We start from the raw sequence: 14,520 nt of genomic DNA, 5'->3' as shown, positions 1-14,520 counted from the left end.
GAACGTGCGGTGGCGACGTCGAAGCTCCGCCACCGCACGGCACCGCACTGCGGCCGGGTCAGCTCACCCGGCCGTACCAGACGCTCTTCGTCCAGATCTTCTGGAGCTTCACCACGTCCCCGGTCTTCGGAGCGTGCCAGATCTTGCCCTTGCCGGCGTAGATGCCCACGTGGTAGACGCGCGAGCCCGAGTGGAAGAACACCAGATCCCCGGCTCGGCGGCTGCCCGCGGAGATGTGCCGGCTGTTGTTGTACTGCTGTGCGGCCGTGCGGGGCAGCTTCTTGCCCGCCCTCTTGAACGAGTACAGCGTGAGCCCGGAGCAGTCGAACCTCCGCGGCCCCGTGGCGCCCCACTGGTAGGGCGACCCCTGCTTGGACGCCGCGATCCGCAGCGCCGTGTTCGCGGTGGTCACGGCCGAGGCCTCGGAGGCCACACCCGGGACCACGATCGAGCCGCCCACGGCGGCCAGGGTCAGGGCCGAGGCCGTGCCGGCCCGGGCCATCAGCGACGGGACACGATTGAGCGCAGTCATGCGCAACCCTTCGTCAGCCGCCTGTGAAGGATGACCTGTCGGATTCGGGCTGGCGAAGTTGCCCGGCCGCGTTGTCGCGGCTTCACCCCAAGGGCTGCTCGGACCGGCCATGGCGTGACCGTTCCGGCGACCCGTCGTGCTTGGGTCCTCCACTCCTGCCGATCCACTCCTGTCGACCGGTCATCCGGGCGGCGGCAGGACTCGGCGTCCGCCCGGACCGCCCCGCCGTTGTGGCGGGGGCTTGTCGTCAGACAGGGATCTTCACCTACGGATGTCCGAAAATCCCAATGGAACCGCGTGTTTGTGTTGTTACTCACCACGCGCCCGTTCGGGTGGACACCCTCGCGATCGAACGGTTGCCCCCGCCCGCGACGACCCCCGGACCAGCAGCGGAGCACCTCATTCCGCCATCCGTGGAGGCGTGTTGCGCGACTGCGGCGGTCCCGAAAAAGGAGCTGAACCTACACCGAAAGGCGGTCGGTCATTCGGGGCGATTTCACCCCGTGTCCAGACAGATGGGCCCCTTTTCCCGCCGAGACCGCGGCTGTGGACGACGTCAACTTCCGCAGTCGGGGGGAAGGGTGACACGGGCCGTGCGCCGCTCGCCGTCCAGCACTCACAGAGCCCGGGCCGGAGTGTCCGCGTGCGGCTCGGTCTCGCCCCGCCGGTGCATCAGTGCCCGGGTGCCGCGCAGCTCCACCGCCCTGCCGGCGAGCGCCTGGGCGGCCCTCGGGGCCCGGTAGGTGTCTCCGGGCCGTCCCGGGTTGACGCGGCCCAGCAGGTCGGCCGGCTCCAGGTGACGGTCGATCAGCTCCGCCTCGGCGCGGGTCGGCGCCGGCAGGGGTGGCGGCTCGGGTGGCGGCATCGGCGGCTCACCCCGCGTCCGGCGCGGTGCGCGTGGCTCCGCGGTTCGGGAGGATTCGGTCAATCAGTCCATATGTCAGGGCCTCTTGCGCGTCCAGCACCTGCTCCCGCTCCAGGTCGGTCCGCACCTGCCGCACGGACCGCCCGGTGCTCCGCGCGAGCAGCTCCTCCAGGCGGGCGCGCATCCGCGTCAGCTCGTCCGCCTGGACCGCCAGGTCGGACGCCTGGCCCCCGACCGGCTCGGGCGGTGACGGCTGCCGCAGGACCACGCGGGCGCCGGGCGGCGCGTACCGCTTGCCCGGGGTGCCCGCGGCCGGCAGCGCCGCCGCGGACGCGACGGCCTGGCCCAGTCGGATCGTCTCCACGTCCAGCACACGTACCGCATCGTGTCGTGGACGGCCGGCGTCGTGCTAGAACGAGCCGCCGGGCGAGTTGATGCAGAGCGAGATGTCCCGTCCGGGCGTCCGGTGCTCCAGGTGGACGAACTGCGCGATCACGTCGTTCGCCGCGGTGTCGTCGATCGGTGTGCCGAGGAGGGCGATCCGCTCCTCGAGCGGTTTCGCGTACGGATCCAGGGAGCGCCGGCCGGCGCTGGTGATCTCGGTGAACTCCGGCAGGACGTAGCGGGCGGACGGCCGCGTCATGGCACACCCCTCCATGCGGCGGCGCCGGATCCGGCCGGAGGGGGCTCCGTAAGAAATGTACAGGACGTGCATTACTCGCCGAGGGCTTTCCCGGGCCGGGTGCGGGAACGGTCCCGGGTCGTGCACGGTCTCCTGCGGGGTGAAGCTGGAAGCGCGGGTGCTCGACGACCCAGGGGACTGGCCATGGTGTTCTTCGCGATGTCCGAGCGGCACCCTTTCCCGCCGCTCTCCGCCGCAGATCTGGTGCTGGAGCGCGAGCGGCTGCACCAGGAGATCGATCAGCTCCAGCGGGCCCTGACCTCGCACGCCGTGATCGACCAGGCGATCGGCGCCGTGGTGACCTTCGGGCGGATCCCGCCCGAGGACGCCTGGCAGGTCCTGCGGGAGGTCTCCCAGCGGTCGAACACCAAGCTGCGCACGGTGGCCGAGCACGTGCTGAAGTTCGCGCAGGGCGGTGCTCTGCCCGACATCGAGCTGGAGCAGCTGAGGCGGGCGCTGGGGCGGTGCTCCGCAGGCTTCTCCGGCGGGCGGTCGCAGCCCTGAGAGCGGCGCGAACGCCCCGTAAGGTGGGGGTATGGCCTACGAGATTCCGGTGACGCAAGCCAGGGCTGAGCTCGCCGACCTGATCAACCGGGTGGTGTACGGCGGTGAGCGCGTGGTCGTCACGCGGCACGGCAAGCCGCTCGTCGCCCTGGTCTCCGCCGCCGATCTGGAACGGCTCGAGCAGCTCGCGGAGCCTGCCGGGGACCCGGTGGTCGGCGCCGTCTCGCAGGTCCACGATGTCCCGTCCGCCCCTCGTGAGCAGCAGCGCTTCGGCATCTCGGCGGACCATCGGGGGCCGGAGGTCCGCCAGTAGGTGAGGCCCGGGGCGGCGCGCGTCCCGCGTGGCCGGCTGGTCTGAACTGCACTGCCCGACAGGGCAGTTGAATACCCCAAGGCGCCCCGCGAGGGGCCCCGCTGCGCCGTCGTGCCGCAAGGCGGCGCGCTCAGGCGCCTGGGTGAGTGGCGAACAGCCCCAGGGCCCCGCGCCGTTGCCGTGCCCCTCGGAACTCCGCTCAGCGGGACACGGCGCGCCGCTTATCGGATTGGCAAAGAAGGTCAACGCCCCCTGTTCTCAGGGACCTCACAGCCGCAAGGATCCCCGTACCCAATTCGTAACGATGTACGGGGAGGTCCCACTTGAGGGACGTGAGACCCAAGAGCCGTGCGCTGGCGCTCGGTTCGGCCGGCGTGCTGGTCACGGCGACCCTGATGGCCGGCGCCGTGGCGACGCCCGCGGCCGGCGCGAACAACGGCCAGGGCCAGGACCGCGAGACGCGTGGCGCGGCGATCGCCGCGGAGCGTGCCGCGAAGGCCGGCATCGACTGGCAGGACTGCCCCGCCGACTGGGGGCTGGTCAAGCCCATCCAGTGCGGTTACGTCTCGGTGCCGCTCGACTACGCCGACCCGTACGGCAAGCAGATCAAGCTGGCCGTCGACCGGATCGGCAACACTGGCACCAAGGAGGAGCGCCAGGGCGCCCTCGTCTACAACCCGGGCGGCCCCGGCGGTTCGGGCCTGCGCTTCCCGACCCGGGTCACCAACAAGAACGCGATCTGGGCCAACGTCGCGAAGGCCTACGACTTCGTCGGCTTCGACCCGCGCGGTGTCGGCCACTCGGCGCCCATCTCCTGTGCGGACCCGCAGGAGTTCGCCCAGGGTTCCGGGATGGACCCGGTGCCCGACTCCGAGGCCGACAAGAGCATCCAGCGCAAGCTGGCCCGCGAGTACGCGCAGGGCTGCTACGAGCGCACCGGCCGCGCCATGCTCCAGTCGATGACCACCGCGAACACGGTCCGCGACCTGGACGTCATCCGCGCCGCGCTCGGCGAGCAGAAGCTCAACTTCCTCGGCGTCTCCTACGGCACCTACCTCGGCGCCGTCTACGGCACGATGTTCCCGGGCCACGTGCGCCGGATGGTCGTCGACAGCGTGGTCAACCCGGCGCGCGAGAACATCTGGTACCAGGCCAACCTGAACCAGGACACCGCCTTCGAGGGCCGCTGGAAGGACTGGCAGGACTGGGTCGCCGCGAACGACGCCACCTACCACCTGGGCACCACCCGCGACGCCGTCCAGGGGCAGTGGCTGAAGCTGCGCGCCACCGCCAAGAAGAGCCCCATCGGCGGGGTCGTCGGCCCCAACGAGCTGATCTCCTTCTTCCAGAGCGCGCCCTACTACGACTCGTCGTGGGCGCCGGTGGCGAGGGTGTTCAGCAAGTACGTCGCCGGTGACACCCAGGCGCTGATCGACGCCGCCGCCCCGGACATGTCCGACATCGCGGGCAACATCTCCTCGGAGAACGGCAACGCCGTCTACACCGCCGTGGAGTGCACCGACGCCAAGTGGCCCACCAACTGGCAGACGTGGGACCGGGACAACACGAGGCTCCACAAGACCGCCCCGTTCATGACGTGGGCCAACGCGTGGATGAACCTGCCGTGCGCCACGTGGCCGGTCAAGCAGCAGAACCCGGTGGACGTGAAGACCGGCAAGGGCCTGCCGCAGGTGCTGATCGTGCAGTCCACGCGCGACGCCGCCACCCCGTACGCCGGCGCCGTCGAGCTGCACAAGCGCTTCAAGGGCTCCCGTCTCATCACCGAGAAGGACGCGGGCTCCCACGGCGTCACCGGCCTGGCCAACCCGTGCATCAACGACCGGGTGGACACCTACCTGCTCACCGGCAAGGTCGACACTGCGGACGTGACCTGCGCGCCGCACGCCACGCCGAAGGCGTAGCGACCGGCGGAAGGTGACGACGAGGGGCGGCCGGGATGCCCGGCCGCCCCTCTCGCGCGCACGGCGTGCCCCGCGGCGTCAGGTGAGCGGCGCGCGCGGGAACCTGCGCCTGTCGCCCTTCGCCTCGGCCTGCTCCGCCTTGGCCACGGCCGCGTACTGGTCGACGTACTCCTGCTCGGACAGCGACAGGATGGCGTACATGATCTCGTCGGTGACGGCGCGCAGGATCGCCTTCTCGTTCTCCAAGCCCGCGTAACGGGAGAAGTCCAGCGGCTCGCCGAAGCGGATCTCGATCGCGTGCGGGCGCGGGACGACCTTTCCGGGCGGCTGGGCCTCGAACGTGCCGATCATCGCGCACGGGACGACCGGCACCCCGGCCCTGAGCGCCATGACCGCGACGCCGACCTTGCCCTTGTACAGGCGGCCGTCGTGCGACCGGGTGCCCTCCGGGTAGATGCCGAGCAACTCGCCCTTGCTCAGCACCCCGAGCCCCTCCCGGATCGCGGCCTGCCCCGCCTCCTTGCCCGACCGGTCCACCGGGATCTGCCCCGCACTGCGGAAGAAGGCCGCGGTGAGCCGGCCCTTGATGCCCGGTCCCGTGAAGTACTCGGCCTTGGCCAGGAAGGTGATCCGCCGCTTGAGGATCGCCGGCATCACGAAGTGGTCCGAGAACGACAGATGGTTGCCCGCGACGATGGCCGCTCCCGAGGCCGGCACGTGTTCCAGCCCCTCGATACGGGGCCGGAAGACCAATCTGAGCAGCGGTCCCAGCAGAACGTATTTGAGCAGGTAGTAGAACACGGCTCGCCCCTCACTCCGACCAGCTCGGCTTCAGACCGGTGTTTTGCCAGGTAAAGGGCAGGATCCCGGAATTGGTCCACGTGCGTCAGTAGTCATCTGTAACCGCCTTCGGCCGTGCTCATGCTGACCCGTCGCCCCCGTGCCGGGCGGACGTACCGGTATGCGGCAGACGGGTGGCGCGGACCTGCGAGAATGAGGCCCATGCCAGGGTCCGAGGGTTTTGAGTCCGAGTCCGAACGCGTCACGCGACAGTTGCGCGACCAGATCCTCGACGGTGACCGTCAGCCCGGCAGCAAACTCGTCGAACGGGAGCTCGCCGCCGAACTCGGGGTGAGCAGACTCCCGGTCCGCGAGGCTCTGAGGGCGCTGGTGGCGGAGGGACTGGTCACACCGCGCCCACGCACCTGGGCCGTCGTGCGCGAGTTCACCTCCACCGACATCTCCGACCTCGACGAGGTCCGCTGCGCCCTGGAGACGCTGACGTTCCGGCTCGCGGCTCAACGGCGCAACCGCGCCGGCCTGGAGAAGCTGCGCGCGGACCTGGACTTCGAACTCGAAGCCGCGCGCCAGGGGGACGCCGTCAAGGCCCGGCGCGCCGCGGCCGACTTCCACGAGACCGTGACGTCGATGGCCGCCAACGAGCTTCTGAACGAGCTGGGGACCACTCTCCGCAGCCGTATGCGCTGGCTGCTGGCCCAGCACGACGACCTGCTGACCGTCGCGAAGGAGCACGAGGCGCTCTACGAGGCGATCGAGGACCGGGACGTGCCGAGGGTCGAGGACCTGGTCATGAAGCACCTGGCCACCAGCCGCGACGTGGCCGCGACCCACCGCAGGCAGTTGCCGGGATAGCTCGAGGACGCGCTCGGCGGCGGCCGGACGGACGGGAACCGGTGCTTCCTCCCGGAGTCCTCGACGAGCCGGCCGGCGGGGGCTGCGGCGGCCCGGCCCCGGGCCGGAAGACATACCGGAAGACATGCGGGTGGCCGGAAGACGTGTGCGTGGCCGGAAGACCCCCGGCGGCAGGGCCGAGGGCTGGACCTGGGCTCTGGGGCTTCCTAGGCTTCTGACGTCGTCAGATGACCGAGAAGAGGGTCGGATGGAAACGGTGGGGCGCGTATCGATCGTCGATACCGTGATCAGTGAGCTACGCGCGGAGATCGCCCGGGGCGTGTGGCGGGTCGGCGAACGGATCCCTCCGGAGGGCCAGTTGGCCGAGTCTCTCGGCGTGAGCCGGCTCTCGGTCCGCGAAGCCGTCCGCGTGCTGGTGCACTCCGGACTGCTGAGCACCCGCCAGGGCGCCGGCACCTACGTGACCGCCACCGACGAGGGACAGGTCGCGCTCCGCCGTCACCTCGGCGGGGTGACGGCCGACGACATCCTCGACGTACGCCGAGGCCTGGACATCGTCGCGGCCCGGCTGGCCGCCACCGCGCGCACCGAGGAGGACCTCACGGCGCTCCGCCAGGCCATGGACCGGCGCGCCGCCGCGGGGCTGGCCGCCGACCTGGACGCGTTCACCGACGCCGACGTCGACTTCCACCTGTGTGTCGCGGAAGCCGCGCACAACCCGCTGCTCGGGGACCTGTACCGGAACATGAGCGACGCCCTGCGGGAGACCGTCAAGGCCGGCCGGTGCATGGACGAGGCCGGCGAGGACCTGTTCCACAGCGCTCTGTTCGAGGCGGTGAGCGCCGGCGACCCGGTCGCCGCGACCAGCGCGGCGCTGGCGATCCTCGAAGGCGGCGGCGAAGGGGACGTGTGAGCGCCGCGGCGACGGTCTGAGGGCGGCTCCCGGCCGCCCGCCGGACGGTTGCGCCAGGGCGGCAAGGGGCGGCGCCTTGCGGGTCCGGCCCCACGCCGTGTGCGGGGCGTCCGGGGCCGTCGACCGCGTTCCGGACCAGGGACGCCGGGCGGGGGAGCGGAGGCGCGGGCTGTCCGGAATCGCCGATAATGGGGACGAGCCTGTCGGGCGGCTCGGCCGCCAGCGAGGAGCGAGATGAACGGGTTCGACCCCGCCGGCGCCCTTGCCCTCGGCGCCGTGGCAGCCGCCGTGTTCGACGAAGCCGGGACCGTCGTGCGGTGGTCCCAGGCGGCGGCCGACCTCCTGGGACACCCGGCCGCGCACGTCTGCGGCCGCCCGGTCGGGGACCTTCTCGCCGATGCCCCCGACGAGCCGCACCACTGCGCGCTCGCGGCGGACGGGTTTCCGGCCGCCGGCCGGACACGGCTGCGGCACCGCTCGGGCCGTGCCGTGGACGTCGCCTTCCGGATCGTGCGCCTGGAGGGATCCTCCGAACTGCTGGCCCTGGCCGCCCCCGCGGCCGACACGACCGAGCGGGAACAGGGCCTGTCCCTGCTGCGCGCGCTCTTCGCCCAGGCCCGGATGGGGGTCACCCTCCGCGACACGGACCTGGCCCTCGTACGGACCAACATCACCCTCGAGACGCTCGGCGGACCTCCAGGCGCCGCCGACGTGGAGATGAGGGAGGTGGCCGACGCCAGGAACGCCGAAGCCGCGGAGGCGGCCCTGCGCCGGGTGCTGGAGACGGGCACGCCGCTGATCGGGGAGGCACAGGACGTGCGCTCACCGCTCCTCCCCGGGCGGCACCGGACCCTCTCCCTGTCCGCCTTCCGGCTGGAGGACGCGCGAGGGGAGCCCGCGGGTGTCGTCACGCTGGTCACCGACATCTCCGAGCAGCAGCGGACCCGCGACCACCTGGATCTGCTGCGCGACGCCTCCACCCGCATCGGTGGCTCACTGGACGTCGTGCGCACCGCGCAGGACCTGGTCGACGTCCTCGTCCCCGCACTCGGGGACCTTGCCTGGGTGGAACTGGCGGACCCCGTCATCGAGGGGGACGAGCCCGCCAATGTGCTCGGCGGCGCCTGGCTGAGCTGGCGGCGGGTCGCGGTCGCCTCGGCCGACGGGACGTGGCCCTCCCGTCTGCTGCAGAAGGGCGCGGCGGCGCCCCGGCAACCGGACATGCCCACCCTGCTCGCGGTCCAGCGCGGTGACGTCATCGTCGTCGACAGCGAGACGATCAGCGGCATGTTCGGCGAGCCGCACCTGGTCGAGTTGCTGGTGCCGGAGAACGCGCGTTGGCTCGCCGTGGCACCGCTGTTCGCGCGCGGCACGATGCTCGGCGTCGTCGGGATCAGCCGCAACGAACAGGGGCAGCCCTTCGACGAGGACGAGGCGGACCTGCTGAAGAAGATCGCGTCCAGGGCCGCGCTCAGCGTCGACAACGCCCGCCGTTACACGCGGGAGCACCGTGCCGCCGTCGCGCTCCAAAGGCGCCTCCTCCCACGCGCGACCACCGAGACGCCCGCTGCCGAGACCGTCGGCGTCTACCGGCCCGCGGGCGGCGGAGCGGAGATCAGCGGCGACTGGTTCGACGTCCTCTCGCTGCCCTCGCTGCGGGCCGCGTTCGTCGTCGGCGACGTCATCGGCCACGGCCTGCACGCCACCGCCACCATGGGCCGGCTGCGCACCGCCGTGCAGACCCTGGCCGACCTGGAACTCGACTGCGACGAACTGCTCACCCACCTCGACGACCTGGTGCAGCGACTCGCGGGCGAGGCCGCCCCCGAGAACCGGGACACCGTCGGCGCCACCTGCCTGTACACCCTCTACGATCCGGTCGCCCGCCGCTGCACCGTCGCCAGTGCCGGACATCCGGTGCCCGTCGTCTCCCCCTGCGACGGCACTGCCCGACCCGTGGACCTCTCTCCCGGACCGCCCCTGGGCGTCGGCGGCATGCCCTTCGAGACCGCCACGCTCGATCTGGCGCCCGGCAGTGTCCTCGCCCTGTACACCGACGGACTGATCAAGGGCGACGACGGCGACATCGACGCCGGACTGCGACGGCTGACCGACCGCCTCGCCGCCCACTGCCGTCCCGGCCGGCCGCTGGACGAGATCGGCCGAGCGCTCCTCGCCGGCCTCGACGACCACCCGCCCAGGGACGACATCGCGCTGCTGCTCGTCCGCACCCGCGTGGTCCCCGCGGAGTCCGTCGCCGACTGGGAGTTCCCCGCGGACCCCGCCAGCGTGTCCGACGCCCGGGTGGCCACCACCCGCCAGTTGGCCGCGTGGGGGCTCGACGACCTCGCCTTCAGCACCGAGCTCCTGGTCAGCGAACTGGTCACCAACGCCGTCCGCTACGCCGGCGGCCCCATCGGGCTGCGGCTGATCCACGAGGACGTCCTGGTCTGCGAGGTCAGCGACCCGAGCAACACCCAGCCCCGGCTGCGGCGGGCCCGGACCACCGACGAAGGAGGCCGGGGCCTGTTCCTCGTCGCCCAGCTCAGCACCCGCTGGGGCAGCCGTTACAGCCGGCGCGGGAAGACCATCTGGGCCGAACAGGCGGTCGGCCCCGGCCCGAATCAGCTCATGTTCTCCTCGATGATCCCGATGTGACGCGGCATCAGCGATCCCGGGTCGCCGGGCCGTTCTCCAGCAGGGCCAGTGAGGCGGTGGTGGCCTTGTCGGCGTCGCCTTCGGCGATGGCCGCGGCGAGGGTGTTGTGCCAGGTGTCCCGTCCCTGGGTGAAGACCTTCAGGCAGCGGTCGTCGCGGATGCTGTCGGCCAGTGCCCTGGTGAAGGTCGAGTAGAGCTCGACGAGGAGTTCGTTGTGGGTCGCGCGGGCGACGTGGAGGTGGAAGTCGACGTCGGCGGCGACGAACGCGGCTTCGTCGCCCGCGGTTCCGGCCGCGGCGCGTCGGGTGAGCGCGTCGTCGAGGGCGGTGATGTCGTGCTGGGTGCGGCGGGCGGCGGCGAGTCCGGCGGCGAGGATGTCCAGGCCGCGGCGGACTTCGAGGACGTCGCCGTCGTGGGCGTCGTCGAGCCGGCGTCGTAGGGCGACGTCGGTCGCGTCCCTGGCGGCCACGTAGGTGCCGTCGCCCTGGCGGGTGGTGAGCAGTCCCATCTGGGCCAGACCGTGGACGGCGGCACGCACCGATACGCGGCTGAGGCCCAGCCGTTCGGCCAGCTCGCCCTCCGACGGCAGCCGCCGGCCGACCTCCCAGCGGCCGCTCTCGATCTCCGCCTGCAATTGCCTGCTCGCGGCCTCGACCAGAGAGACTCGCTCAATCTTCTTCATCCCCACCCCTTCTCCAAGTCATCAGATGACTGCTAATTATGTCACCAGAGGCCTTCAGGTGGCCTCTCAACAGCCCGACCCCTCGCGTCCTCCCGGGCTGTCCCCTGCCTGGGCTCCTCTCTGAAGCCCGAGCGTCCTCTGAAGGAGGTCGGCTCCATTGCACAGATCGGATTCCCCCACTCCGGACACCGGTGGCTCCGGTTCCGGTGACATGTCCACCCACTCAGCCGGCGCTGCGGCGGTTGATGTGGTGGACGGCGGTTCGTCTCCAGCGGGCTCGGCGGTCGGCCGGGCGCTGGACTCGATCGGTTTCAACCGGGCGCACAAACTCATCCTGATAATGGTTCTGCTCGGCGCGTTCTTCGACGTGATGGAGGAGAACTCGCTGGGCGCGGTGGGTCCGGCGTTGAAGAATGTCTGGCACATCTCCACGCCTGAACTGGCCTTTCTGCAGACGGTCACGATCTCGGCGATGATCATCGGCAAGGTGGTCACCGGTGCGATCGGTGACTTGAAGGGGCGCCGGTTCGCGCTGGCGTTCAACTTGTTCGTGTACTGCGCGGGGGCGTTGGTCTGCGCGCTCGCGCCGAATTACGCGGTGCTGGCGGTCGGGCGCTTCGTGGTGGGTGTCGGGCTCGGTGGTGAGCTCGCGGCGGGGATGACGCTGCTGAGCGAGCTGGTGCCCACCCGGTTCCGGGGCGCGGTGGTGGCGTCCTTGAACGTGGGTGCCGGTGGTTTCGGCAATGTGGTCTCGTTCGGTTTCGCCGCGGTGGTGCTCGGTCCGCTGGGGAACTTCTTCGGTGGTCCGGACAGCAGTTGGCGGTGGATGTTCGGGCTGCTGGTGCTGCCGGCGGTGCTGGTGCTGTTCTACCGCCGGTATCTGCCCGAGACGCCCCGCTATCTGGCTTCCCGCGGGCGGATCGAGGAGGCCAACCAGGTGCTGACGCGGCTGGCGTCGGGCCGGCTGAAGGGCCGTGACCTGCCCACGGTTCCGTATCTGACGCAGCCGGCCACGCAGGAGGGCAAGGCGGAGAAGGTGCGGCTCGGGGAGGTCTTCCGGGGCGAGCTGCTGCGGCGCACGGCCGCGCTGGCGGTGGTGTCCTGGATGACGTTCGGTGCGCAGATCACCGTGCTGGTGCTGATGCCGACGATCCTGGTCAACCAGGGCTACAGCATCACCGAGAGCCTGACCTTCACCATGGTGATGAACGTCGGCAGCCTCCTCGGCGCGGCGGCGGCGACGTATGCGGCGATGCACTGGCCGCGCCGGCTGGTGATGACCGGCGGCGCCGTGGCCGCCTGCCTGGCCGCGCTCGCCTTCGGCTTCCTGGCCGGTACCCCGGCCCTGGTCCTGGTGCTCGGCGGCACCTTCCAGTTCTTCGTGCTGCTGCTGAACAGCACCGTGTTCGCGTGGGCGCCGGAGCTGTACCCGACCCGGGTACGCGCCTTCGGCACCTCGATGATCGCCGTGCAGGGCAACGTGGCCGGCGCCTTCGTGCCCATCGGCGCGGGCCTGCTCCTCGATCACGCCGGCGTGGTCGCGGTCTTCGTCCTGACCGCCGCGATGTACGGGGTGATGGCCGTCGCCGTCCGCTTCGCCCCCGAAACCCACGGCCGCCCCCTCGAAGACATCAACGTGGAGGCCTCTTCGCCGGCCGCCGCCTGACCCCCTGCCGGCCGTGCGGTACGTCCCGCCCGGCCGGTCCGGTACCCCATACCAACCAACCCTGATGTGAAACACCGTCAGAAATACCAAGGAGAGATGATGGACCGTCTGCATGTCTCGGCTACTTCGCACTGGCCGAACTACCTGCCCGAGTACGTTGCCCGGGAGTTCGGTTTCTACGAGGAGGAGGGAATCGCCTTCTCCCGCAGCGCTCCGGACGACTGGACGCGGGTGCTGGCCGATCTGGAGGAGGGTCAGGCCGAGGTCGTTCTCGGGGGGCTGTGGGTGCCGGCGATGTACCACGGGCGTGGCCGTGAGTACCGGGCGTTCGCGCAGCTGAACCACCGCAACCCGAAGGCCCTGGTGGTGCGGGAGCCGGTGTCGGACTTCGAGTGGACGGACCTGGAGGGCAGGATCGTGCTGGCCCCGGGTGCGGGCGGCACCGCGCCGTACGTGCACACCGCGGGGCTGATGCGCAAGGCCGGTGTGGACATGTCCAAGGTGCGGTTCGTACGGGACCTGTCCGGATCGATGCTCACCGAGCTGTTCCTGGGCGGCATGGGGGACGCGCTGGTCACCGACGCCGTCAACGCCGCCTTCCTCGAGCACCGCGGGCTGGCCCACATCGCGGTCCGCTACGACCGGGCGGGCGGGCTGATGCCCAACAGCGTCTACTACACCACCCGGGAGGTCCTGGACCGCGACGACGAACTCGTCTTCCGCTTCTGCCGGGCGCTCCAGCGCTCGATCGACTGGCTCAAGACGCACAACGCCGACGAGCTGGCCGGTCTGCTGGCCCGCGAGTGGCCGTCCCTGGACACCAAGGTCCTGGTCCCGGTCGTCGACGACCTGCGCGCGAGCGGCATCTGGGACGACATCCGCGTCAGCCAGGACGGCTACGCCGAGTGGCTGCGCATCCTCGCCGAGGACGGCCTCCTCGACGCCCCCGTCCCGTATGCGGACCTGATCGACGCCCGCCCCGCCGAGCAGGCCGCCGCCGAGGTGACGCCGTGACGGACCAGACGGGTACCGGCCGGGCACCCCTGCTGGTGCTGGACCGGGCGCAGGTCGCGAGTCTGCTGGATCTGGGCGAGGTGATGCACGTCGTCGAGCAGGCCCACGCGGCCCTGTCCACCGGCACGGCGCGTCAGCCCGACCGGTCCGCGATGGAACTGCCCGGCGGGGCCGGACTGCTGGTGCCGATGGTCGCCGCGGTCGACCCACTGTCCAGTGCCGGGGTCAAACTCCTCACCGACACTCCGCCCAACGCCGGCCGGGGACTGCCGGTCCAGCAGTCGGTGATCACACTCATCGACCCCGACACCGGCACCTGCGAAGCGGTCCTCAACGGCGCCCCGATCACCCTGCTGCGCACGGCGGCGGCGTCGGCCGTCGCCACCCGGCACCTGGCCCGCCAGGGTGCGGGCGTCCTCGGCCTGATCGGCGCCGGAGCCCAGGCGCGTGCCCATCTCGCCGCGCTGGCACGGGTGATGGACATCGGCCAGGTGCTGGTGTGGAGCCGGACCCGTGCCACTGTCGAGGCGTTCGCCGAGCACGCCCGCGGGCAGGGGTACGCGGTCAAGGTCGCCGACGACCCGGAGCAGGTGGTGCGCGCGGCGGAGGTGCTGTGCACGCTGACGCCGTCGCGTAGGCCGGTGGTGCGGGGGGAGTGGTTCGGGCCGGGTCTGCACGTCAACGCGGTCGGGGCGCCGCCGCGGCCGGATCACCGGGAGATCGACACGGCGGGCATCGTCCGCAGCCGTGTCGTGGTCGACAGTTTCTCGGTGTCGTCCCACGAGTCCGGTGAGGTGCTGATCCCGATGCGGGAAGGGGCGATCACCCCGGAGCACTTCCGCACCGAACTCGGTGACGTCATCACCGGCAGGGCGCCCGGGCGGCGTTCCACGGACGACATCACGCTCTACAACTCGGTCGGGGTCGGCATCCAGGACGTGGCGGCCGCCCGGCTCGTCGTCGACGCCGCACGGCGCCACGGCGTCGGCACCGAAGTACACCTGTCCTGACCGGCTGGGGGGTCCGGCGAGAACCCACCCACCCACGCAGTCCGGCCGGCCCGCTGACCGACGGGCCGGCCGGCGCCGCGGGCGACCAAAAGGCCGAAAGAGAAAG

Annotated in this window: 13 protein-coding genes, 1 pseudogene and 1 riboswitch; of the genes and pseudogenes, 9 read left to right on the top strand and 5 right to left on the bottom strand. The window is 71.4% G+C overall.

Features of this window, described 5'->3' with window-relative positions; translation table 11 throughout:
- Nucleotides 1-58: 58 nt before the first annotated feature.
- From ACIQMV_RS26130 to ACIQMV_RS26120, 3 genes and pseudogenes are all read right to left on the bottom strand, one after another.
- Nucleotides 59-532 (bottom strand): C40 family peptidase, encoded by a 474-nt coding sequence (locus tag ACIQMV_RS26130; protein ID WP_402595931.1) that lies wholly within the window; start codon nucleotides 530-532, stop codon nucleotides 59-61.
- A gap of 3 nt (nucleotides 533-535) precedes the next feature.
- Nucleotides 536-749: riboswitch (cyclic di-AMP (ydaO/yuaA leader) on the bottom strand.
- A 399-nt stretch (nucleotides 750-1,148) separates the two neighbouring features.
- Nucleotides 1,149-1,397: a hypothetical protein gene (locus tag ACIQMV_RS26125; protein ID WP_402595930.1), complete on the bottom strand. Its 249-nt coding sequence runs from the start codon at nucleotides 1,395-1,397 to the stop codon at nucleotides 1,149-1,151.
- A gap of 7 nt (nucleotides 1,398-1,404) precedes the next feature.
- Nucleotides 1,405-2,040, bottom strand: a pseudogene (locus ACIQMV_RS26120) (ATP-dependent Clp protease proteolytic subunit).
- Between the two features lie 183 nt (nucleotides 2,041-2,223).
- On the opposite strand from ACIQMV_RS26120, the gene ACIQMV_RS26115 reads away from it, so the two are divergent.
- The 3 genes from ACIQMV_RS26115 to ACIQMV_RS26105 all read left to right on the top strand — a co-directional run bounded on the left by ACIQMV_RS26115 (nucleotide 2,224) and on the right by ACIQMV_RS26105 (nucleotide 4,818).
- Nucleotides 2,224-2,583: an ANTAR domain-containing protein gene (locus tag ACIQMV_RS26115; protein ID WP_402595929.1), complete on the top strand. Its 360-nt coding sequence runs from the start codon at nucleotides 2,224-2,226 to the stop codon at nucleotides 2,581-2,583.
- 31 nt (nucleotides 2,584-2,614) lie between these two features.
- Nucleotides 2,615-2,896 carry a type II toxin-antitoxin system Phd/YefM family antitoxin gene (locus ACIQMV_RS26110; RefSeq protein ID WP_401780040.1) on the top strand — a complete coding sequence of 94 codons (282 nt, stop codon included), beginning with the start codon at nucleotides 2,615-2,617 and terminating at the stop codon, nucleotides 2,894-2,896.
- Between the two features lie 323 nt (nucleotides 2,897-3,219).
- A complete protein-coding gene (locus ACIQMV_RS26105) occupies nucleotides 3,220-4,818 on the top strand; it encodes an alpha/beta hydrolase (RefSeq protein WP_402595928.1) in 1,599 nt (532 codons plus the stop codon).
- A gap of 78 nt (nucleotides 4,819-4,896) precedes the next feature.
- Here ACIQMV_RS26105 and ACIQMV_RS26100 read toward each other — a convergent pair whose 3' ends face one another.
- Nucleotides 4,897-5,619, bottom strand: coding sequence for a 1-acyl-sn-glycerol-3-phosphate acyltransferase (locus tag ACIQMV_RS26100; protein ID WP_141363155.1), 723 nt, complete (start codon nucleotides 5,617-5,619; stop codon nucleotides 4,897-4,899).
- Nucleotides 5,620-5,820: 201 nt separating this feature from the next.
- On the opposite strand from ACIQMV_RS26100, the gene ACIQMV_RS26095 reads away from it, so the two are divergent.
- The 3 genes from ACIQMV_RS26095 to ACIQMV_RS26085 all read left to right on the top strand — a co-directional run bounded on the left by ACIQMV_RS26095 (nucleotide 5,821) and on the right by ACIQMV_RS26085 (nucleotide 10,042).
- Nucleotides 5,821-6,471: a GntR family transcriptional regulator gene (locus ACIQMV_RS26095; RefSeq protein ID WP_402595927.1), complete on the top strand. Its 651-nt coding sequence runs from the start codon at nucleotides 5,821-5,823 to the stop codon at nucleotides 6,469-6,471.
- Between the two features lie 283 nt (nucleotides 6,472-6,754).
- Nucleotides 6,755-7,384, top strand: a complete 630-nt coding sequence (locus ACIQMV_RS26090; RefSeq protein ID WP_402595926.1) for a FadR/GntR family transcriptional regulator — start codon at nucleotides 6,755-6,757, stop codon at nucleotides 7,382-7,384.
- A gap of 234 nt (nucleotides 7,385-7,618) precedes the next feature.
- Nucleotides 7,619-10,042, top strand: coding sequence for a SpoIIE family protein phosphatase (locus ACIQMV_RS26085; RefSeq protein WP_402595925.1), 2,424 nt, complete (start codon nucleotides 7,619-7,621; stop codon nucleotides 10,040-10,042).
- Between the two features lie 7 nt (nucleotides 10,043-10,049).
- Here the strand turns inward: ACIQMV_RS26085 and ACIQMV_RS26080 are convergent, their stop codons facing one another.
- Nucleotides 10,050-10,724, bottom strand: coding sequence for a FadR/GntR family transcriptional regulator (locus ACIQMV_RS26080; RefSeq protein ID WP_141363163.1), 675 nt, complete (start codon nucleotides 10,722-10,724; stop codon nucleotides 10,050-10,052).
- Between the two features lie 211 nt (nucleotides 10,725-10,935).
- Here ACIQMV_RS26080 and ACIQMV_RS26075 point away from each other — a divergent pair, with 211 nt between their 5' ends.
- From ACIQMV_RS26075 to ACIQMV_RS26065, 3 genes are all read left to right on the top strand, one after another.
- The gene (locus ACIQMV_RS26075) at nucleotides 10,936-12,390 is read left to right on the top strand and encodes an MFS transporter (RefSeq protein WP_402595924.1); all 1,455 of its coding nucleotides are present in this window, start codon (nucleotides 10,936-10,938) and stop codon (nucleotides 12,388-12,390) included.
- A 99-nt stretch (nucleotides 12,391-12,489) separates the two neighbouring features.
- Nucleotides 12,490-13,404, top strand: coding sequence for an ABC transporter substrate-binding protein (locus ACIQMV_RS26070; RefSeq protein ID WP_402595923.1), 915 nt, complete (start codon nucleotides 12,490-12,492; stop codon nucleotides 13,402-13,404).
- Entirely contained in the window at nucleotides 13,401-14,414 is a 1,014-nt protein-coding gene (locus ACIQMV_RS26065) for an ornithine cyclodeaminase family protein (protein WP_402595922.1), read from the top strand. Before ACIQMV_RS26070 ends, ACIQMV_RS26065 begins: the two co-directional genes overlap by 4 nt.
- The last annotated feature ends 106 nt before the right edge of the window (nucleotides 14,415-14,520 follow it).

The organism is Streptomyces sp. NPDC091412, from assembly GCF_044756885.1.
Classification (GTDB): Bacteria; Actinomycetota; Actinomycetes; order Streptomycetales; family Streptomycetaceae; genus Streptomyces.
Note: the sequence above shows the minus strand (reverse complement) of the source record. Positions and strands in the feature narration are given on the sequence as shown.